This window comes from Ruegeria sp. BB6, from assembly GCF_056539385.1.
The window spans coordinates 322,849-341,220 of record NZ_JBQFUW010000004.1; the positions used below are offsets into that span (position 1 = coordinate 322,849).

Here is an 18,372-nt window from a genome sequence, read left to right on the forward strand (position 1 = left end):
GGCGTTCTTCATCGACGAGATTTTTATAGTATTTGGCCGAATATGTCAAAACACTGGCCATTTCTGACATCGGCTTTTCTTACCCATTTCCTAATTATTAGAAAAGGAGGAAAAGCATGCGATCTATCATAGCTATTCAAGAGGGCCAGATCACTCTGGACCAGATCAAGCAGCTCGAAGCTGCTTTGCGCAAGGTTTACGCTGAACTTGTTGGCCCGCATAAGCTGACGGTCATCTGGAATGTTGCGGCGGCCAAGCACACGGTTACAGACCTGCAATGGTCACGGTCTTCGGCCTGTTCGATTTCGGTTCCCGACGGGTTCCCATTGGACAAGCGTCAGGGCTTTTTGCTTGAGCTCGATCGTCAGTGGCGTGAGATCACCGGGCAACACCCCGACCAGACATCGTTTTCTGCGTTTGACGAGGAAAGCTACAAAGAAGTTCTCAAGGGAAATCTGGCGCGGTTCTCGCTGCTGGGCCGTGTATCGTTCCTGGCCAAGACTGCATTTCGGGCGCTGCGATCCAAACGGCGCAACGGCGTCTTGATATCGCATTTCAATCAGTAATTCGGGGAGGACAACATGCCACTTTATACAATCGCTACGCGTAAGCCGTTGCCGGAACAGATGCGTTTTGACATTGCGCAGACAATCACGGATGTGCATTGCGGGATCACTGGCGCGCCGCCCGAGTTCGTGAACGTGATCTTCATGACTGGATACCGTCTGCGCCGTGGATCGAAAATCGGTGTGAATGGCAATGTCCGCACCGGTGGAAACCGGGGCCAGGAAATTTTCGAATGTATCAATAAGACGATTCATGAAGAGGTGGCCAAGACTGCCAATCTGAAGGCTTCTAAAGTGTTCGTGAAACTGATTGGAATTGACTATCGGTGGGTCGTCGAAGGCGCGATGACGATGCCGGCACCCGGAGAAGAAGGTGACTGGCTAGAGCGTAAGAACGCCTTTCATGCGGAAATGGGCATTTCTTCGGCTGCCTGACCTTTCCCCTTGGTTCAATCATTGGAGACGAACATGTCTGCCCCTCATCTGACACCTGTCCAATCGGAACTTCCTGACCTTGAGGGTCTTCTTCTGGCGCAGAAGAAGGCGTGTCTTGGAGATCCGCTGCCGGATCGTGCGACGCGTGTGCGGCGTCTGGACAAGTTGCACAATGCGCTTTTGGACAATCGGGCTCGGATTATTGCGGCTTGCAACAAGGACTTCTCGAACCGAGCGGCGGCCGAGACCGAGCTGGCCGAGCTCATGCCTCTGCTGGACGGAATTGCCTATTATCGCAAGCGCTTGCGCAAGCTGATGAAGCCCCAGCGCCGCCACGCGCCGATGACGGTGATGCCGGCGAAGGTCGAAGTGCGCTATCAGCCTGTTGGGGTTGTGGGCATCGTGGTGCCGTGGAATTTCCCGTTCTTTCTGGGGCTTTCGCCGCTGATCGGTGCCTTGGCCGCGGGCAACCGGGCGATGATCAAGACCTCGGAATTTGCGCCGGCGTCGGGTGAGCTCATGAAGGAGATCCTCGCGGATATTTATGCAGAGGACGAAGTCACCGTGGTGACAGGCGGTGTCGAGGTTGCGACCGAGTTCACCAAGCTGCCGTTTGACCATCTGGTCTTCACCGGTTCGACCCAGGTGGGCAAGATCGTGATGAAGGCGGCTTCGGACAATCTGACGCCCGTGACCCTTGAGCTGGGCGGCAAGTCTCCGGCGATCATCCACGACGACTTTCCGCTGGACGAGGCGGCCAGCCGGATCGGTTTCGGCAAGGGCTTCAATGCCGGTCAGATCTGTGTCTCGCCTGACTATGTCCTGTGCCCGCGCGACAAGGTCAACGCCTTTGCGTCCGCGTTCTCGGATGCGATGACGAAGGCGTATCCGAGCCTGCGCGAGAACGCCGACTACACCGCGATCATCACCGAACGGCAGAAGGCCCGGCTTGAGGGTTATCTGACGGATGCCGAGGAAAAAGGTGCCGAGATCATCCAGATCAACCCCAAGGGCGAAACCTTTGGGGGCACGCGCAAGATGCCTCTGACCCTGGTTCTGGGCGCGGATGATAGCATGCTGGTGATGCAGGAAGAGATTTTTGGCCCGATCCTGCCGGTGATTGCCTACGACACGCTGGAAGATGCAATCGCCTATGTGCATGCGCGTCCGCGCCCGCTGGCGCTGTACTACTTTGACTGGGACAAGCGCCGTGCGGATGACATTCTGGCGCGGACCCACTCTGGCGGTGCCTGCGTGAACGACACGGTTTCGCATGTGGGTGTCGACGACATCCCGTTCGGCGGCATCGGTCCGTCGGGCATGGGGCACTATCACGGCGAGGAAGGGTTCCGCACCTTCTCGAAGGCCAAGGGCATCGTGCGCAAGGGCAAGTTCAACGCCACGGCGATGGTCGCACCGCCCTGGGGCAACTTCATGTACAAACAGCTCATGCTTATGCAGAAGCTCCGCTTCCGCAAGCGCAAGATCAACTGAAATACAGGCAACAAGAGCAGGCGCAGCCCCAAAAACAGGGCTGCGCACCTGATCAAATGACGGAGATGGCCGGAGGGGACTGGCCGTTGGGAGACGAATAAATGACTTACGACTATGTGATCGTCGGCGGCGGCTCGGCCGGTTGTGTGTTGGCGCGCCGTCTCACGGAAGATCCCAAGATTAGTGTCTGTCTGCTTGAGGCAGGCGGCGGCGGCAAGGACCTGTTTATCCGGATGATGCTGGGCGGGTTTTTCATGATTCAGAACAAACCGGTTCAGATTAACAACTGGTGCATGGAGACGGTGCCGCAGCCGGGTCTGAACGGGCGCAAGGGTTATCAGCCGCGCGGAAAGGCGCTGGGGGGATCCAGTGCGATCAATGCGGCGCTCTATATTCGCGGCCAGAAACAGGACTACGACGAATGGGCCAATCTGGGCAATGAAGGCTGGGATTGGGACAGCATGCTGCCCTATTTCAAGAGGTCCGAGAACAACCAGCGCGGCGGCGATGCCGAGCATGGAGCGGACGGCCCGTTGCAGGTGTCGAACCAACAAGTGCCACGCGAAATCTCTCATGCATTTGTTGAGTCCGCGACCCGCCTGCAACATCGCCGGACCGACGATTTCAATCGCGGGGATCAGGAAGGCGTGGGCCTCTATCAGGTTACGCATTTCCACGACAAGGACAAAAACGGCGAGCGTTGCTCGGCCGCTGCGGGTTATCTGTTCCCTGTGATGGACCGCCCGAATTTGACGGTGGTCACGCGGGCCGCGGTCAAGCGCCTGCTGTTGGAAGGCAAGCGCGCAACCGGCGTGTTGTATCAGCACAAGGGCAAAGACGTTGAGGTCAAGGCCAAGCGCGAGGTCCTGTTGTGCGCCGGGGCGCTGAAGTCACCTCAGATTCTGCAACTTTCGGGTATCGGGAATGGCGAGGATCTGTCCCGTCTGGGAATCGACGTTGTTCATGACCTGCCGGCCGTTGGTCAAAACCTGCAAGATCACCTGGACTTTTCATTGTCTTTCCGCGGCACATACAAGGAAAACCTCGGCATCAGTGCATGGGGTGGGCTTAACCTGATGCACCATCTTTGGCGCTGGAAGAAAGATGGTAAGTCAATGGCGGCCTCGCCTGTCGCAGAAGGCGGTGCATTCCTGAAGACGACACCTGACTTGGATCGCCCGGACATCCAGTTGCATTTCATGATGACCATCGTGGATGACCATGTCCGCAAGCTGTATCTGGGTCACGGCTATAGCTGCCACATCTGTAAACTGCGCCCGGATAGTCGGGGCAGTGTCTTCCTTCAAAGCGCAGATCCGTTTGCGATGCCGGGGATCGACCCGGCGTTCCTGAGCGATCCGCGCGACCTTGAAACAATGATCAAGGGTGTAAGGATGACGCGCGAGATCATGAAGGCGGCGCCACTTGCAGACTTTGAATTGTCAGAGATGCACGGCACCGACACCGCAAAGACTGACGCGGATTGGGAATGGCATATCCGGGATCGCGCAGACACGATCTATCACCCTGTAGGTTCCTGCAAAATGGGCGTGGACGAGATGTCCGTCGTTGACCCTGAGCTGCGCGTTCGAGGGATCGAAGGGCTGCGTGTCGTAGATGCTTCGATCATGCCGAACCTGATTTCTGGAAATACAAATGCACCGACGATGGCGATCGCTGAAAAGGCGTCCGACATCATTCGCGCAGCCGCGTGATGGCTGCGTTTTGCACAATAAGGGAACCGAAATGAACATGATGACCAGCGCGGATACCGGATTTGCCAGCTATGCCGATATCGAGGTGTTTGAAAAGACACCTTTTTCCGATCGCGCGCTGCCGGAGACGACCTATGACGCTCTGAAGCAGGGGGCGGCAATCAACCCGTCTTCTCCGGCACTTAGCTTTTTCGTTTCGGCCAAGACGTTCGATACCCCCAAGACGCTCAGCCACAAAGAGTTTCTGGGGAAGGTGACCCAAACAGCCAACGCCTTGCGCCAGCTTGGGATTGGTCGCGATGATGTGGTCGCATATGTTCTGCCCAATCTACCAGAGACACATTTCACCATTTGGGGCGGCAGTGCGGCCGGGCAGGTTCTGGCCATCAACCCATTGCTCGAGGCTGACCAGATCGGTGATCTGCTGCGCGCGGCCAACGCCAAAGTGTTGGTGACCCTTGAAAAAACGCCCAAAACTGATCTGTGGCACAAGTCTGTGGCCGCTTTGGTCAATACACCTTGCGTTGAGCATGTCGTGACATGCAGCATCTTTGATTGGATGGACGGTGGCGCAGCGGCGGTATGGATCAGTTCCACACCATCATGGAGCTGGCATACGAAGCAGGATCCTCGGGCTATCTGGCTGGTCGCGCCTACTGGCTGAATACCTTGTCCGAATTCCCGAACTGGGAAAAAATGCGCGCGGATGTTTCCGGATACGCGCAGGACGCATTGGATGCGCTGAACGCATTGTCGGATAGGTGCGCGCGCCCTTGGACGTCGTTTCCAGATATGACGGATGAGGGCAACGCAGAGCTAAAGTTGGGTGCCGACTTTTGTCGTGCATACAAGTTTGAAAGCTAAAGCGTCCCCGCGATTGAAATTGAAGGCGGCGCATTTTCTCAAACCATCGGGGTACGCCGCCAATCCCCTTTTGTCTAAAGCAGTTTGGCCAAAGCTGCCCCAGTCGTGACGTGCGAAATGTGAAAGGCGTTGGCTTTGGTCAGCCTTAGTCTTGCTTTTTGGACAGGCAGGCAAGGCGTTTCCGGGCGGCGTCATTCGCTCCGGGTCCGGCAGTCACCACAAGGTCATCGATTTCCAGCTCGGCGCCAACCTTGAAACAGGGCTGGAAACCGCGAACAGGCGTACCCGAATGTCGGTTCAGAACCAGGTTGGGTTCTTCCCCATTTTCGTACAAATGTTCGTTGCTCCACAGGATAATGGATGCCAGCAGCGAGTTCAGACTCTTGCCTTTGTCGGTTATCCGATATTCGTAACGCGACCCAACAGCGCTGATATTCACTTTCTCCAAAACCCCATGCTCGACCAGAGTAGAGAGCCGTTCGGACAGCAGGTTTTTGGCTGCTCCGGTGTTGCGCTGGAAATCTGAGAACCGTGTCGTGCCGTACAACGCCTCTCTGACAATCAGCAGCGTCCAGGCGTCCCCAAATAAATTGAGAAAGCCTGCGATCGAGCACGTCTGTTTGTGTTTTCCGGCCATTTTCCCCAACGTAATCGAGCTACTCGAAGCATTTTGGTTGATATTGTAAACCAAAAAAATCATACGGTTTAAAAATAGGACCAAAGGAGGGATTTGCCAAGTCAGTTGGTGTCGGTCTACGGGGAGGTCAGGTTTTGTGCCGCATTTTTGCACAACCAGAGTTTCTCAGCGTGTCGGCGCAACAGGTGGCGCAATCCCCGGATCAGACGGAGATACCTCGATGGTTGAGAAAAAAGGCGTATGTTTGGTCGTTGGCGCAGGTGACGACACGGGGGCAGCCATCGCAAGAGCTTTTGCCCGCGATGGTTTGACTGTTTGCCTCGTGCGTCGTGAACGGCATGCAGATGCGTTGGAGGCGTTGGCGCAAACCATCCGGGACGAAGGATATCAAGCCGTGGCTTGTCCGGCGGACGCGCGGGATGAAGACGCAATGGTAGGTCTCTTCAACAAGATCGAGTCCGATATTGGCCCAATCGAAGTGGTCGTTTTCAACATTGGTGCGAATGTCCGGTTCAACATCACGGACACGACCGCACGTGTATACCGAAAAGTATGGGAAATGGCGTGTTTTGCCGGTTTCCTGACCGGACGCGAAGCCGCCAGCCGGATGTTGGAGCGCGGTCGCGGAACGATCATCTTCACCGGCGCAACTGCCAGCATGCGCGGCGGCGTGGGTTTTTCCGCCTTTTCGGGTGCCAAACACGCCTTGCGTGCGCTGGCGCAATCCATGGCTCGTGAGCTTGGCCCAAAGAACATTCACGTTGCCCACACAATAATTGATGGGGCCATCGACAGCAGCTTTATCCGCGAAAATGTCCCCCACGTTGACGATCTGCGCGAAAAAGACGGTATCCTGAACCCAGACCACATCGCTCAGAATTACGTGATGCTGCACCATCAGCCCCGTACCGCGTGGACTCATGAGCTTGATCTCCGCCCTTGGACGGAAAAGTGGTGAGGGCCAGGCAATGACGGTGACCGTAGACTTCGTCTATGATTTTGGCAGCCCAAACGCATATTTCTGTCACAAGGTTATTCCCGGGATAGAGCAGCGCACGGGTGTCCGGTTCAACTATGTCCCCTGTCTTTTGGGCGGCATTTTCAAAGCAACTGGCAACATGGCTCCGGCTTTTGCCTTTTCCAAAGTCAAAGGCAAACTGGATTATGAACGGATCGAGATCACTCGGTTCGTCGAAAAGCACAACCTCACGGACTATACGTTCAATCGGAATTTCCCCGTCAACACCTTGCTCTTGATGCGGGGCGCTATCGCAGCCCAATTGGATGGGGTTCATGATGCCTATGTCGAAGCTGGCATGCGGGCCATGTGGGAAAAGAACCTCAAGATGGATGATCCAGAGGTATTTGTGCAGGCGATGAACGATGCCGGACTTGATGGTGCGCGCCTTGCGAGCAGAACTCAGGACTCTGATGTCAAGGAGGGGCTGATGGCAAACACGGCTACCGCTGTGGATCGCAATGTGTTTGGCATCCCGACGATCTTCGTTGGCACCGAGATGTTCTTTGGCAAGGAACGCCTTGGGCAGGTTGAAGAAGAAATCCTCAATCAGAAAGAAACAGACTGACCTTGGCGAGGCCTTGGGGAAAAGGAAGACGACAATGAAAACCAAAATCACCGAGTTGCTGGGCATCCAACATCCGATCATTCAGGGTGGGATGCACTACGTTGGGTTCGCGGAAATGGCCGCCGCGGTTTCAAATGCCGGAGGGTTGGGCACGATTACTGCGCTGACCCAGAAAACACCCGAGGATCTGGCGAATGAAATCGCGCGCTGCAAGGATATGACGGACAAACCTATTGCGGTGAATGTCACGTTCCTGCCTACCGTGAACGCGCCTGACTATCCTGCGATCATCAAGGCCATCATTGATGGCGGTGTGAAAATCGTGGAAACAGCCGGACGGAACCCGGTTCAGGTCATGCCCTATCTCAAGGACGCCGGGATCAAGGTGATCCACAAATGCACTTCGGTCCGTCACTCGCTGAAGGCGCAGGACATTGGTTGCGATGCGGTGTCGGTCGACGGGTTTGAATGTGGCGGCCATCCGGGTGAGGATGACGTGCCGAACATGATCCTGCTGCCGCGCGCGGCGGATGAACTGGAAATCCCCTTTGTGGCTTCTGGCGGTCAGGCTGACGGGCGCAGTCTTGTGGCGTCTCTCGCGATGGGGGCAGACGGTATCAATCTGGGAACGCGGTTCATCGCGACGAAAGAGGCTCCGGTCCACCAGAACGTCAAGGACGCTATCGTTGCCGCGACCGAGTTGGACACGCGTCTGGTCATGCGCCCCCTTCGCAACACCGAGAGGGTCCTGACCAATACCGCAGTTGAACGCGTTCTGGAGAAAGAGCGCGCGTTGGGCGACAAGATCGCTTTCGACGATATCATTGACGAGGTTGCCGGAATTTATCCGCGCGTCATGCAGGACGGTGAAATGGATGCGGGTGCGTGGTCTTGCGGAATGGTTGCGGGTCTCATCAACGACATCCCGACGTGTCAGGAACTGATTGACGGTATCATGGCAGAGGCGGATCAGATCATCTCCGACCGTCTGGCTATGTTTAACCGCGCCTGAAGATCAGTTTGCGGCCGTAGGGCCGCAAACTCCGCTTATCGGGCCCAAACGGGCCGGTAACCCGCGCGGTGTTGGGGCGATGATCGACCTCACTGTCACAGCATTCTGATAAATTGCAAAACCGGGGCGTGACCCCGAAGGGAGAACCCATGACCGAAGCCTATATCTATGACGCGGTACGGACACCGCGCGGCAAAGGCCGTAAGGATGGCAGCCTGCACGAGGTACCCGCGGTACGCTTGTCCTCGATCATTCTGGACGAGTTGAAACAGCGCAACAATCTGGATGCCGAAGGTGTCGAGGACGTGATCTGGGGCAATGTGTTCCAAGTGGGCGAACAGGGCGCATGCCTGGCGCGTTCGGCTGTGCTGCAATCACAGTTTGGCGACGAACTTCCGGGTGTCTCGGTGAACCGGTTCTGCGCCTCGGCGCTCGAGACTGTAAACATGGCGGCCAACCAGGTTCGAGGCGGTGACGGCGACGGCTATATCGCCGGTGGCGTCGAAAGCATGAGCCGCGTTCCAATGGGGTCTGACGGTGGCGCTCTGGCCGTGGACCCGGCGATTGCGATCCCGGCCTATGTGGTGCCGCAGGGGATTTCGGCGGATATTATCGCCACCGAATACGGTATCAGCCGCGAAGATGCCGATGCCTATAGTGTGGAAAGCCAGAACCGGGCAGCGGCAGCGTGGCAGGCGCGTCGGTTCGATGGCTCGATCGTCCCGGTAAAAGACATAAACGGGGCTACGATTCTGGATCATGACGAATACATGCGTCCGGGCACGACGATCGAGACTCTGGCCGCTCTGAAACCGTCGTTCAAGGAACAGGGCGAGGTGATGCCCGGCTTTGACAAGATCGCGATGCTAAAATACCCGCATCTGGAAAAGATCGACCATATCCACCATGCGGGCAATAGTTCGGGCATTGTTGATGGTGCTGCGGGCGTTCTGATCGGCAACAAGGAGTTTGGCGAGAAATACGGTTTGAAGCCTCGCGCGCGGTTCGTCGCGACGGCCAAGATCGGTTCTGACCCGACCATCATGCTGACCGGCCCGGTTCCGGTGACGGAAAAAATACTCAAACGCGCGGGTATGACCGCCAATGACATCGACTTGTATGAGCTGAACGAGGCGTTTGCTTCGGTTGTTTTGCGTTGGCAGCGGTATTTCGACATCGATATGGACAAGCTGAACGTCAATGGCGGTGCCATTGCGATGGGCCACCCGATGGGTGCAACCGGCGCGATGATCCTGGGCACCTTGCTGGACGAGATGGAGCGTACCGACAAGGAAACGGGTCTGGCGACCTTGTGCATTGGTGCGGGCATGGGCTCGGCCACCATCATCGAGCGTGTGTGATACGGGGCAGGAGACAAAGCAATGACTGAATTTACGCTGACAAAACACGACGATGGCGTGGCCATCATTACTTGGGACGTGCCCGGGAAATCCATGAACGTCCTGACCGAACAGGGCATAGCCGATCTCAAGGCAGTGGTTGATGCAGCCAACGCAGACGATGAGATCAAGGGCGTTGTTGTGACTTCGGCCAAGCCCGGCAGCTTTGCGGCCGGAGCTGATCTGAACATGCTGGCGGGCATTTCCGACACGTGGGCCGACAAGCCAGACGAGATGTTGGAAAACACGATGGCGACCCATCGCATCTTGCGTGCAATGGAACGCAACAACATGGACCCCAAGACGCACAAGGGCGGCAAGCCATACGCGGCTGCGCTGCCGGGCACTGCGCTTGGCGGCGGCTACGAGGTGGCGCTGGCCACTCATCGCATTTTCTGCGCGCCCAATCCCAAGGCCAAGATTGGCCTGCCCGAGATTCTGGTTGGTGTGTTCCCCGGTGGCGGCGGAACCACGCGCTTGATACGCAAATTTGGCCTGATGGCCGCCGCGCCCTTCTTGCTGCAAGGCAAGACTTTGTCGCCCGAAGCGGCGCAAAAAGCTGGTCTGATCGACGAGATCGCAGATGACCCGGTCGCCGCTGCGCGAGAATGGGTTCTGCGCGCGACCGACGCGGACCTGCTGAAGCCTTGGGATGCTAAGGGCTATAAGATGCCGGGCGGAACACCGTATCACCCGCAGGGTTTCATGACCTTCGCTGGCGCTGTGGTGATGGGAGTCGGTGAATCCAAGGGCGCGTTCCCGGCTGTCGAGGCGCTGCTGAACGCGGCGTATAACGGCGCTCAGGTGCCCTTTGACACCGCGCTCAAGGTCGAGGCGCGTTGGTTCAACAACCTGTTGATGAAACCATCGACCGCCGCGATGATCCGCACCCTGTTCCTGAGCAAAGGCGCGCTTGAAAAAGGCGCGAACCGGCCCGAAGCCCCGGACCAGACCGTGAAGAAGGTTGGCGTCCTTGGCGCGGGCATGATGGGTGCCGGTATCGCCTTTGTCTCGGCCAAGGCCGGGATTGAGGTTGTGCTGATCGACCAGACGCAGGAGGCTGCTGACAAGGGCAAAGCCTATTCAGAAGGTCTTCTGGACAAGGCGATCTCGCGCAGGAAATCCACCCCCGAGAAGAAAGAAGCGCTGTTGTCGCAGATCACTGCCACCACTGATCTGGAGGCGCTCAAGGATGTGAATCTGATCGTCGAAGCGGTGTTCGAGGATATGACCGTCAAGGCCGAGATGACCAAGAAGGTCGAGGCGATCATCCCCGAAGACTGTATTTTTGCCTCGAATACCTCGACTCTGCCGATCACCGATCTGGCCAAGGCCAGCGTGCGGGCGGACCAGTTTATCGGCATCCACTTCTTCAGCCCCGTGGACAAGATGATGCTGGTCGAGATCATCAAGGGCAACCAAACCGGAGATCGCGCAGTCGCCAAGGCTCTGGATTTTGTACGCCAGATCCGCAAGACGCCGATCGTGGTCAACGATGAGCGGTTCTTCTATGCCAACCGCTGCATCTTGCCGTATGTCGGTGAAGCAACGCGGATGCTGACCGAAGGTATTTCTCCGGTATTGATTGACAATGCGGCGCAGCAACTGGGTTTTCCGGTCGGGCCTGTGCAGTTGGGGGATGAGACCTCGATCGATCTGGCTGTGCGCATCATGAAGGCGACGAAGGCCGCGATGGGTGATGCCTATGATGCGTCCGAGGCGGACAACCTCATACTTTGGATGGAGGAACAGGGGCGGCTGGGCCGCAAGTCCAAGGCGGGCTTCTCGGACTATGACGAGAAGGGTAAGCGTTTGGGCTACTGGAAAGGTCTGAACCAGAAATATCCGCTGGCCGAAGAACAGCCTGAACTGGATTATGTGCAGAACCGCCTGATGATGGCGCAGGTTCTGGAAGCCGTTCGTGCGCTTGAGGAAGACGTGCTGATGGATATCCGCGAGGGCGACGTTGGCGCTGTGCTGGGCTGGGGCTTTGCGCCTTGGTCAGGTGGACCGTTCGGCTGGCTGGACGTCATCGGCGGCAAACGCGCGGTTGAGATTTGCGACCAGCTTGAAGCCAAGCATGGCCCGCGCTTTATGGCGCCCAAACTGTTGCGCGACATCGCGGACGCAGACGACAGCTTCTACGGCCGCTTCGCCGCTTGAAGATCCTCGGGGTTCCGGACTGATTGGTCTGGAGCCCCGGCAGGACAACGTTAGCAAGCAATGGCTGCAACGTGCCACGCAGGCTTTGGCAGCTAGGGATCGGGGCTGGCTCAAAGACCGGAATTGTTGACGTTACGAATGACAAGAAATCCGGGCAGCTTGTCTCTATACAACTTTCATTACCTGACGACGAAGCAGGCCAGCCTACAAGCTGTCTGGCTTCTTCCCCAATGGAGGAAAACAAGAATGACACAGGACGCGGCCAAAAACGGTCAGATCATCGTCGAGCGCTTGGGGGCGGTTCTGCGCCTGACGATGGACAATCCCGGAAAGAAGAACGCGATCACGCGCGAGATGTACCTGAAGATGGTCGAGGTTTTGAACGAGACTGCGCAGGACAACAGTGTGCGCGCCGTTTGGCTGCGCGGCACCGGGGGCGTTTTCTCAAGCGGCAACGATGTCAACGGTTTCAACGCGCCCAAAGGGGAAGAACCTGCACCCGCACAGTTTGTCCGTGCCTTGATCCGTTTCCCAAAACCGATCGTGGCGCAGGTCGAAGGGCTTGCCGTGGGTATTGGTGTGACCATGCTACTGCATTGCGACATTATCTACGCCGCAGATGACACCAAATTCCGGATGCCCTTCGTCAATTTGGGTGTTGTTCCCGAGGCAGGCTCGTCATATCTGCTGCCGCGCCTGATGGGGGCACCGCGCGCGGCAGAGCTGATCCTTCTGGGCCGTTTGTTTGGCGCCGCCGAAGCGCACGAGCTGGGCCTGATCAGCCGCGTCCTGCCTCAGGCCGAGGTCGAAGCCGCCGCAGAGCAGGCAGCCGTTGCCCTGAGCAAACAGCCCTTGCGGGCGATGATGAAGTCCCGCGCTTTGCTGCGCAACGTGTCCGGGGACGCTCTGGATGAACGTGTGAACGAAGAGTTCCGCCAGTTCTATGAAGGGTTGCAAGGACCGGAATTTGCCGAGGCGGTCGCAGCTTTCATGCAAAAGCGCGAACCCGATTTTTCAAAGATCTAGGGTTGGTCTCAGGGCCGTCGGAATGGGCGGCTTGAACTTGCCCAATGGTGGCTATCGGCAAGGATGTCACCTGAGATGCGCCAAACGCCCGGTTCCGTCTACGCGGTTCCGGGCCAAACGGCTTCGCGTGGCTGCCCCGATCGCCCAGAGGCGATGATGCGAAATGGCCCCGCGTCAAAACTTGTTCACGTATTTTCAAGTAAATGCCTTGTAGACAGAAGGTTAAGCGTCGATTGTACCGGTGTTGATGAGATGCCGAATTTAGGAGAACCTATGCCAATGCGCCGTATGCACCTGCTCTCAGTTATTTTTCTGAGCCTCCTGACGTCTCATGCAAGTGCGCAATCATTGCTCAAGCTGGATGGGCACGACCATTTGTGTTCGTTTGCTCCGGACGAGGTGTTTGACGATGAAATCTATTCGTTTTCGTCCAGCCAGCAAGCCAAGGACATGGTCGCTCAAATTCTGTCAACCGTCGGGCTGGTTCCAAGGTTTAAGGTCTTTGCGGCGAATGTGCCCAACGCGGCCGCAGTTATTGACGGCGAGGAACGGTTGATCGTCTACAGCGAGGACTGGATACAGAACAGCATCTCAAACAATCGCTGGGCTGCCGTTGCGTTGCTGGGTCACGAAATCGCACACCACCTGAATGGGCATACACTGGAGGCAGGCGGAAGCCGTCCTCCGACCGAACTCGAAGCGGATAAATTCGCGGGCTTCGTTGTCGGGAAACTCGGCGGTGACCTGCAAGAGGCGCAGTGGCTATTTCGACAGCTTCCGGCAGCCGGAAGCGATACGCATCCCCCCCGAAGCGCCCGGTTGGAAGCGGTTGCCGTTGGGTGGCGCGAGGCGACCGGCGGACAGACAGTGGACGCTCGTGTTTCGACGAAATCCGAACCGGCCAGAAATAGTGTTGCCGGCGACTGGTTTGTCATCGCCGGTTCTTTCCCGCACGCAGCGATCGACCAGGCCAACGACCTCATGATGGACCTGCAAAGTGGTGGGGTGAACGCACGTATGGTCAACACGGATGACTTTTCCAAACTCAGGGATGGACTGTATTCCGTCGTTGTTGCGTCGAATAGCCGAAGTTCCGCTTTTGAACAGCTAGAGCAAGTTAAGCGGCATGTTCCTGACGCCTACGTGAAAAAGGGCAACTAACATGAAGGCAGTTCTGGTGGGCTTGCTTTTGTGGCCCGCGTCCCCTGTCTTGGCGCTGGATATCGTTCCGCGCAGTGAGTGGGGTGCAAAGCAACCACTGTTTGAAGTGGCCACACATTCTCCGGTCAGAATTACCATTCATCACACCGCGACCAGACAGAAACCATCCCGATCCATTGAACAAAAACTCAGGTCACTTCAGGCGTTTTCTCAGTCGACGGGTAAACTCGCGGACGGGCGCACCAAGAAAGCCTGGGCAGATGTGCCCTACCACTATTACATAGATGCGACCGGGCGCGTTGCGGAAGGGCGCGAAATCAAGTTTGTGGGCGATACAAACACCAACTACGATCCAACGGGGCACATAGCAATCGTTGTTGAAGGCAACTTTGAGGTGGAAACCCTGAACGAGGGGCAAAGAACGGCGCTGACTGACTTGGTGCTGGATTTGTCCCAAAAGTACGACATTCCTAAGTCACACGTGGGCCATCACAAATCTTATGCCAGCACCTTGTGCCCCGGTGCCAACCTGGCCAATGAGCTACAAACAATCATTGGTGGCTTGGAATAACGTTTAAACATCCGAAAAGTGGTTCTGTCGGGTCGGTCACAGTGCTCGTGGCCTTTGGAGGTGATGGGGCTATCGCGAAGTTCGGTCAGACACCATTGCCCAGTCCAGATCGAACTTTTGCAGGTATTTCCGCAGGCGATCCGCATCGTTCGGGGACAGGATGCAGCGCATGGACTTGGGTTTAGCCCGCATGGGGCGGGCCGAAACTTTTCACGTTCGGAACAAAAACGCCGGATGGGGAACGTGACGCCCGAACAAAAGCTAAAGACCGAGACGGAAGGGCTGGATATTCGGTTCCATGCCGGCGGCGTAGATGTGTCCGAGCTTCCGTCCAGCTACAAGAGCGTAGATAGCGTTGTTGCTCAGATCAAGTCTTACGGGCTGGCCGAGATAGAAGACTATATCGACCCTTACGGCTGTATCATGGCAGGCGATGTGCCGCCTTTCTGGATGAACAAGAAAAAGAAGCGGAAATAGCGCGGAAGACCCTCAAAACGGGGGTCTTCTGCGGTTTTAATTTCGCGTCATACGCGGGCCAACGAGATCAGACAGTCGCGCCCTTGATACGGATGGCCGACCCTATGGTTCCAGCGCATATTCCAACGACCACGGCGATCAGCAATTCGATCGTCTCTATATTGCCAAAGGACCAATGCGCAAAAATCAGGGTTTCAATCACACCCACGACCCCGCCCATTGCAGCGCCAATCCACAGGTTCCGGGTCATCATACCCAAAGCTAGCCCAAGTATTCCCGGCAAACTGATGATGTTGGCCCCGATCGTTCCCAGTAGTTCCAGCATATCGTGCCCCTTTTCAGTCTGCCCTTGTGGTCAGGAATGACCGGATCTCGTCGCTCCCATCAGCGACCTGCTGCTGCAAAGAGCTGGAAGGCTTTCCAGCCAAGGTTTCCGTAACTTCCTGGTAACGCTCGAGGTATCCGGGCGGAAGGCTGTGGGCGATACCCTGGTGACAGTCGATACAGGTCATATTCTCGTCGATTGCGCGCTGGTGCTCGGACGCTGCCCGTGTCTCTTGAATCGTAAAGTCCATGTATTCAAAGTTGTGGCAGTTGCGGCACTCGCGACTGTCCGACGCCTTCATCTTTTTCCAGACGGCGGATGCCATGCTCAGGCGGTGATCCTCATATTTTTCAGACGTGCTGATGGTGCCCGCCAGTTCATGATACACGTCCTTGACCGCCATGATCTTAGCTTTGATCTTGTGGTTCCACTCGTGCGGAACGTGGCAGTCGGAACAGATCGCGCGAACACCTGAGTGGTTGTTGTAATGTATCGTTTCCCGATATTCACCCAAATTGGTTTCCATCGAGTGGCACGAGGTGCAGAATTCCTCGGTGTTGGTCAGTTCCAATGTCCAGTGGAAACCGCCCCAGAACAGGATGCCGGCCAGAAACCCGGCCAGCAACAAAAAGCCAGAACTGAAGGCAACGGCCGGGGTCCAGATTGCATTCCAGATGCGGCCTATCCAACCGCGGTTTTCAGGGGAGTCTGCCATATCGGTGCTCCTTTCACACAAGCGTTGGATTAGTTGCCGGAGGAGGGTTGAAACACGTTGTCGACCAGTGCTGGGGCGTCGGCTTGCGGGACATGGCACTGGTTACAGAAGTACCGCGTGCCAGCGATGTGATCCAATTCGCGGCCTTCGCGGTCCAGATAGTGCGTCATTGACAGCGTCGGCGCGTTGCGCTCTCCGGCCTTGGTCCAGTCGTGGCAGGACAGGCATTGGTTGGTGCGCAGGTCGATCTGGTATTGCTCGATCGAATGAGGGATCAGCGGCGGTTGCTGTCGGTAATTGCGCTGCATTCGGCCTTCAACAGTTTTGTGGACCTGATCCAGCGCAGCGGGTTCGTCAACCTCGGCTCCACGCAGGGGTTGTACCTGTGTTGACTGCGCAAAAGCGAAACCGCTTAGGAGTATGACTGGGATCAGGGCGGCGACGCCGGTCAGGATTGGCTTGTTCATCTTGGCACTCCCTTAAATTGTTCTGGCTGGGCGCGGATCAGGCGCCGAAACTGGTTCGGACGGTGCGGCGACGTGGTCGTCGTACCGGTGGGTAAACTTGAAGACGTCGACTGCGCATACATCAATACAGCGGCCGCAGTTCGAGCAATCGGGTGAGAGGATCAGTGGCGACGTTCCCGGATTGCCTTTAAGTGCTGGCGAAATGACATGGTTTTCAGGGCAGACCTCATAGCAATCCATGCAGTCATTGCAGGCGGCGCGGTTGCTGGCGCTGACGCGCAGCAAGCTTCGGGTTCCGATCAGGCCGTAGAAAGCTCCTACAGGGCAGACGCGTCCGCACCAGCCGCGGCGGGACACGAACACATCAAAGAAAAAGATGGCTATGATCATGGCCCAGACGAAGCCCATGCCGAAGATCAGACCTCGGTGCAGCATGGTGATCGGGTTAATCAATTCCCAGGCGATGACACCAGTAAGGCCCGATACGATCAGCGCCGTGGCCAATATCCAAATCCGGGCGCCGCGTTTGGGTTGCCAGCCTTTTGGCAGGTCAAGCCTTCGGTGAACCCAATGCGCAGCATCCGTGACCGGGTTGATGGGGCAAACCCAGGAACAGTAGGTCCGCCCCCCGATCAGAGCATATACCGCCAGAACAATCAGCCCACCTATCAGCGCGGTCAGTTCGGGCCAGTGCCCCGCGACAATACTCTGTAGCAGAATGAATGGATCCGTCAGCGGCAACACCCCAAAGGTCAATGACCCCGAAAGCGTGCCCTGCACAATCCAGATGCCGAACCACGGCCCAAGTAGAAACACTGCCAGAAAAACCAACTGGCTCGTGCGCCGCAAAAGCAGGTACTTGTGCGCCGCCAGCCATCCTTTGACCAGCACGGCCTCATGACCCGCGGGCAAATGGGGTTGCGCGCTCATTGCCCGGCCTCCGGCAGGTTGTAGGCCGGTGCGAAACCGCCGGGTGTTGCTAGATTGTCCGTACCCGGGCCGGGAAGTCGGTCGGGCAGGTCTATGATTCCCTCGACAACCGGTCCACCATTGGCCTCTTTTTCTTCCCAGCCTTTGCGATAGTGATCAGCACTGCTGCCCCGCGCTAGACGTGCAGGAAGCACCTTGATGGCGGCCTCGGGTAGAACACAGCTTTTCTCGCATACGCCGCAGCCCGTGCAGTGGTCTGCATGGACCGTTGGTATGAATTGGGCGTGATGACCCGAGCGTTCATCGTGCCGTGTTTCCAGTGTGATAGCTTCGTCGATGACCGGGCAGACGCGGTAACAGACATCGCAACGCAGCCCGAGGAAATTCAGACAGTTTTCCTGATCGACCAGAACGGCGACTCCCATTTTGGCGTCGTCGATGTTGTTAAGACCTGGGTCAAGTGCGCCAGTAGGGCAGGCGGCAACACAAGGAATATCGTCGCACATTTCACAGGGAATATCCCGCGCGGTAAAATACGGTGTACCTGTGGCCACGGCGTCTGCACCGAGTTCCGCCAGCTTTAGCGTGTCGTAAGGACAATCCCGCACGCACAGGCCACAGCGGATACAGGCGGAAAGAAACGCGCTTTCCGGTAATGCGCCGGGCGGACGCAGAGCTTCGGCCGGAAGCGCCCGGGCGTCACGCGCAAGCCATGCCAAGAGAGACCCTGCCGCCACGCAGCCGCCTGCTGCGCGCGCCGAGTCCTGAAGGAACCGGCGGCGCTGCGGCGAAAGGGGTTTCTGGGCAAGGGCCATGTGCAATACCTTT

The 18,372-nt window shown here is 57.1% G+C and carries 21 protein-coding genes; 14 read left to right on the forward strand and 7 right to left on the reverse strand.

What is annotated here, in order from left to right; genetic code table 11:
* The first annotated feature begins 116 nt into the window (after positions 1-116).
* From ACR0B7_RS12185 to ACR0B7_RS12205, 5 genes are all read left to right on the forward strand, one after another.
* Positions 117-566 (forward strand): hypothetical protein, encoded by a 450-nt coding sequence (locus ACR0B7_RS12185; RefSeq protein ID WP_170417217.1) that lies wholly within the window; start codon positions 117-119, stop codon positions 564-566.
* A 15-nt stretch (positions 567-581) separates the two neighbouring features.
* On the forward strand, positions 582-1,001 hold the full coding sequence (locus tag ACR0B7_RS12190) for a tautomerase family protein (RefSeq protein ID WP_170417216.1): 420 nt from the start codon (positions 582-584) through the stop codon (positions 999-1,001).
* A 33-nt stretch (positions 1,002-1,034) separates the two neighbouring features.
* Entirely contained in the window at positions 1,035-2,495 is a 1,461-nt protein-coding gene (locus ACR0B7_RS12195; protein WP_170486230.1) for a coniferyl aldehyde dehydrogenase, read from the forward strand.
* A gap of 101 nt (positions 2,496-2,596) precedes the next feature.
* Positions 2,597-4,210, forward strand: a complete 1,614-nt coding sequence (locus tag ACR0B7_RS12200) for a GMC family oxidoreductase N-terminal domain-containing protein (RefSeq protein WP_170486229.1) — start codon at positions 2,597-2,599, stop codon at positions 4,208-4,210.
* Between the two features lie 31 nt (positions 4,211-4,241).
* Entirely contained in the window at positions 4,242-4,874 is a 633-nt protein-coding gene (locus ACR0B7_RS12205; RefSeq protein ID WP_170417210.1) for an AMP-binding protein, read from the forward strand.
* 345 nt (positions 4,875-5,219) lie between these two features.
* Here the strand turns inward: ACR0B7_RS12205 and ACR0B7_RS12210 are convergent, their stop codons facing one another.
* Positions 5,220-5,711, reverse strand: coding sequence for a winged helix-turn-helix transcriptional regulator (locus tag ACR0B7_RS12210; protein WP_170417208.1), 492 nt, complete (start codon positions 5,709-5,711; stop codon positions 5,220-5,222).
* Positions 5,712-5,931: 220 nt separating this feature from the next.
* Here ACR0B7_RS12210 and ACR0B7_RS12215 point away from each other — a divergent pair, with 220 nt between their 5' ends.
* The 8 genes from ACR0B7_RS12215 to ACR0B7_RS12250 all read left to right on the forward strand — a co-directional run bounded on the left by ACR0B7_RS12215 (position 5,932) and on the right by ACR0B7_RS12250 (position 14,630).
* Positions 5,932-6,669 (forward strand): SDR family oxidoreductase, encoded by a 738-nt coding sequence (locus ACR0B7_RS12215; protein WP_170417206.1) that lies wholly within the window; start codon positions 5,932-5,934, stop codon positions 6,667-6,669.
* A 10-nt stretch (positions 6,670-6,679) separates the two neighbouring features.
* Positions 6,680-7,297, forward strand: a complete 618-nt coding sequence (locus ACR0B7_RS12220; RefSeq protein ID WP_170417204.1) for a 2-hydroxychromene-2-carboxylate isomerase — start codon at positions 6,680-6,682, stop codon at positions 7,295-7,297.
* A gap of 34 nt (positions 7,298-7,331) precedes the next feature.
* Positions 7,332-8,309, forward strand: coding sequence for an NAD(P)H-dependent flavin oxidoreductase (locus tag ACR0B7_RS12225; protein ID WP_170417202.1), 978 nt, complete (start codon positions 7,332-7,334; stop codon positions 8,307-8,309).
* A gap of 149 nt (positions 8,310-8,458) precedes the next feature.
* Positions 8,459-9,670 (forward strand): acetyl-CoA C-acetyltransferase, encoded by a 1,212-nt coding sequence (locus tag ACR0B7_RS12230; protein WP_170552649.1) that lies wholly within the window; start codon positions 8,459-8,461, stop codon positions 9,668-9,670.
* 21 nt (positions 9,671-9,691) lie between these two features.
* A complete protein-coding gene (locus ACR0B7_RS12235; RefSeq protein ID WP_170577004.1) occupies positions 9,692-11,872 on the forward strand; it encodes a 3-hydroxyacyl-CoA dehydrogenase NAD-binding domain-containing protein in 2,181 nt (726 codons plus the stop codon).
* A 246-nt stretch (positions 11,873-12,118) separates the two neighbouring features.
* Positions 12,119-12,898, forward strand: coding sequence for an enoyl-CoA hydratase (locus ACR0B7_RS12240; protein WP_170417196.1), 780 nt, complete (start codon positions 12,119-12,121; stop codon positions 12,896-12,898).
* A gap of 279 nt (positions 12,899-13,177) precedes the next feature.
* Entirely contained in the window at positions 13,178-14,059 is an 882-nt protein-coding gene (locus tag ACR0B7_RS12245; RefSeq protein ID WP_170624458.1) for a M48 family metalloprotease, read from the forward strand.
* A 1-nt stretch (position 14,060) separates the two neighbouring features.
* On the forward strand, positions 14,061-14,630 hold the full coding sequence (locus ACR0B7_RS12250) for a peptidoglycan recognition protein family protein (RefSeq protein ID WP_170417192.1): 570 nt from the start codon (positions 14,061-14,063) through the stop codon (positions 14,628-14,630).
* Positions 14,631-14,699: 69 nt separating this feature from the next.
* Here ACR0B7_RS12250 and ACR0B7_RS12255 read toward each other — a convergent pair whose 3' ends face one another.
* Positions 14,700-14,822 carry a hypothetical protein gene (locus tag ACR0B7_RS12255; protein ID WP_480681622.1) on the reverse strand — a complete coding sequence of 41 codons (123 nt, stop codon included), beginning with the start codon at positions 14,820-14,822 and terminating at the stop codon, positions 14,700-14,702.
* Here ACR0B7_RS12255 and ACR0B7_RS12260 point away from each other — a divergent pair.
* Positions 14,775-15,107: an RtcB family protein gene (locus ACR0B7_RS12260; protein ID WP_480681617.1), complete on the forward strand. Its 333-nt coding sequence runs from the start codon at positions 14,775-14,777 to the stop codon at positions 15,105-15,107. The genes ACR0B7_RS12255 and ACR0B7_RS12260 overlap by 48 nt on opposite strands.
* A gap of 67 nt (positions 15,108-15,174) precedes the next feature.
* Here ACR0B7_RS12260 and ACR0B7_RS12265 read toward each other — a convergent pair whose 3' ends face one another.
* From ACR0B7_RS12265 to napG, 5 genes are read right to left on the reverse strand one after another with little or no spacing between them, the layout of a single operon-like run.
* The gene (locus ACR0B7_RS12265) at positions 15,175-15,432 is read right to left on the reverse strand and encodes a hypothetical protein (protein ID WP_170417186.1); all 258 of its coding nucleotides are present in this window, start codon (positions 15,430-15,432) and stop codon (positions 15,175-15,177) included.
* Between the two features lie 13 nt (positions 15,433-15,445).
* Positions 15,446-16,147, reverse strand: a complete 702-nt coding sequence (locus ACR0B7_RS12270) for a NapC/NirT family cytochrome c (RefSeq protein WP_170417184.1) — start codon at positions 16,145-16,147, stop codon at positions 15,446-15,448.
* Between the two features lie 29 nt (positions 16,148-16,176).
* Positions 16,177-16,614 carry a nitrate reductase cytochrome c-type subunit gene (locus ACR0B7_RS12275; RefSeq protein WP_170389332.1) on the reverse strand — a complete coding sequence of 146 codons (438 nt, stop codon included), beginning with the start codon at positions 16,612-16,614 and terminating at the stop codon, positions 16,177-16,179.
* Between the two features lie 12 nt (positions 16,615-16,626).
* The gene (napH, locus tag ACR0B7_RS12280; protein ID WP_170417182.1) at positions 16,627-17,544 is read right to left on the reverse strand and encodes a quinol dehydrogenase ferredoxin subunit NapH; all 918 of its coding nucleotides are present in this window, start codon (positions 17,542-17,544) and stop codon (positions 16,627-16,629) included.
* Positions 17,541-18,359, reverse strand: coding sequence for a ferredoxin-type protein NapG (napG, locus tag ACR0B7_RS12285; protein ID WP_170417180.1), 819 nt, complete (start codon positions 18,357-18,359; stop codon positions 17,541-17,543). Before napG ends, napH begins: the two co-directional genes overlap by 4 nt.
* Between the last annotated feature and the right edge of the window lie 13 nt (positions 18,360-18,372).

Bases quoted from the DNA above. Each gene is read 5' to 3' on its own strand.
- ACR0B7_RS12195 (WP_170486230.1), top strand. From the start codon at position 1,035: ATGTCTGCCCCTCATCTGACACCTGTCCAATCGGAACTTCCTGACCTT.
- ACR0B7_RS12210 (WP_170417208.1), bottom strand. From the start codon at position 5,711: ATGGCCGGAAAACACAAACAGACGTGCTCGATCGCAGGCTTTCTCAAT.
- ACR0B7_RS12235 (WP_170577004.1), top strand. From the start codon at position 9,692: ATGACTGAATTTACGCTGACAAAACACGACGATGGCGTGGCCATCATT.
- ACR0B7_RS12265 (WP_170417186.1), bottom strand. From the start codon at position 15,432: ATGCTGGAACTACTGGGAACGATCGGGGCCAACATCATCAGTTTGCCG.
- ACR0B7_RS12255 (WP_480681622.1), bottom strand. From the start codon at position 14,822: ATGCGGGCTAAACCCAAGTCCATGCGCTGCATCCTGTCCCCGAACGAT.
- ACR0B7_RS12250 (WP_170417192.1), top strand. From the start codon at position 14,061: ATGAAGGCAGTTCTGGTGGGCTTGCTTTTGTGGCCCGCGTCCCCTGTC.
- ACR0B7_RS12245 (WP_170624458.1), top strand. From the start codon at position 13,178: ATGCGCCGTATGCACCTGCTCTCAGTTATTTTTCTGAGCCTCCTGACG.
- ACR0B7_RS12220 (WP_170417204.1), top strand. From the start codon at position 6,680: ATGACGGTGACCGTAGACTTCGTCTATGATTTTGGCAGCCCAAACGCA.
- ACR0B7_RS12215 (WP_170417206.1), top strand. From the start codon at position 5,932: ATGGTTGAGAAAAAAGGCGTATGTTTGGTCGTTGGCGCAGGTGACGAC.
- ACR0B7_RS12200 (WP_170486229.1), top strand. From the start codon at position 2,597: ATGACTTACGACTATGTGATCGTCGGCGGCGGCTCGGCCGGTTGTGTG.
- ACR0B7_RS12230 (WP_170552649.1), top strand. From the start codon at position 8,459: ATGACCGAAGCCTATATCTATGACGCGGTACGGACACCGCGCGGCAAA.
- ACR0B7_RS12240 (WP_170417196.1), top strand. From the start codon at position 12,119: ATGACACAGGACGCGGCCAAAAACGGTCAGATCATCGTCGAGCGCTTG.
- ACR0B7_RS12190 (WP_170417216.1), top strand. From the start codon at position 582: ATGCCACTTTATACAATCGCTACGCGTAAGCCGTTGCCGGAACAGATG.
- ACR0B7_RS12275 (WP_170389332.1), bottom strand. From the start codon at position 16,614: ATGAACAAGCCAATCCTGACCGGCGTCGCCGCCCTGATCCCAGTCATA.
- ACR0B7_RS12185 (WP_170417217.1), top strand. From the start codon at position 117: ATGCGATCTATCATAGCTATTCAAGAGGGCCAGATCACTCTGGACCAG.
- napG (WP_170417180.1), bottom strand. From the start codon at position 18,359: ATGGCCCTTGCCCAGAAACCCCTTTCGCCGCAGCGCCGCCGGTTCCTT.
- ACR0B7_RS12270 (WP_170417184.1), bottom strand. From the start codon at position 16,147: ATGGCAGACTCCCCTGAAAACCGCGGTTGGATAGGCCGCATCTGGAAT.
- ACR0B7_RS12205 (WP_170417210.1), top strand. From the start codon at position 4,242: ATGAACATGATGACCAGCGCGGATACCGGATTTGCCAGCTATGCCGAT.
- napH (WP_170417182.1), bottom strand. From the start codon at position 17,544: ATGAGCGCGCAACCCCATTTGCCCGCGGGTCATGAGGCCGTGCTGGTC.
- ACR0B7_RS12225 (WP_170417202.1), top strand. From the start codon at position 7,332: ATGAAAACCAAAATCACCGAGTTGCTGGGCATCCAACATCCGATCATT.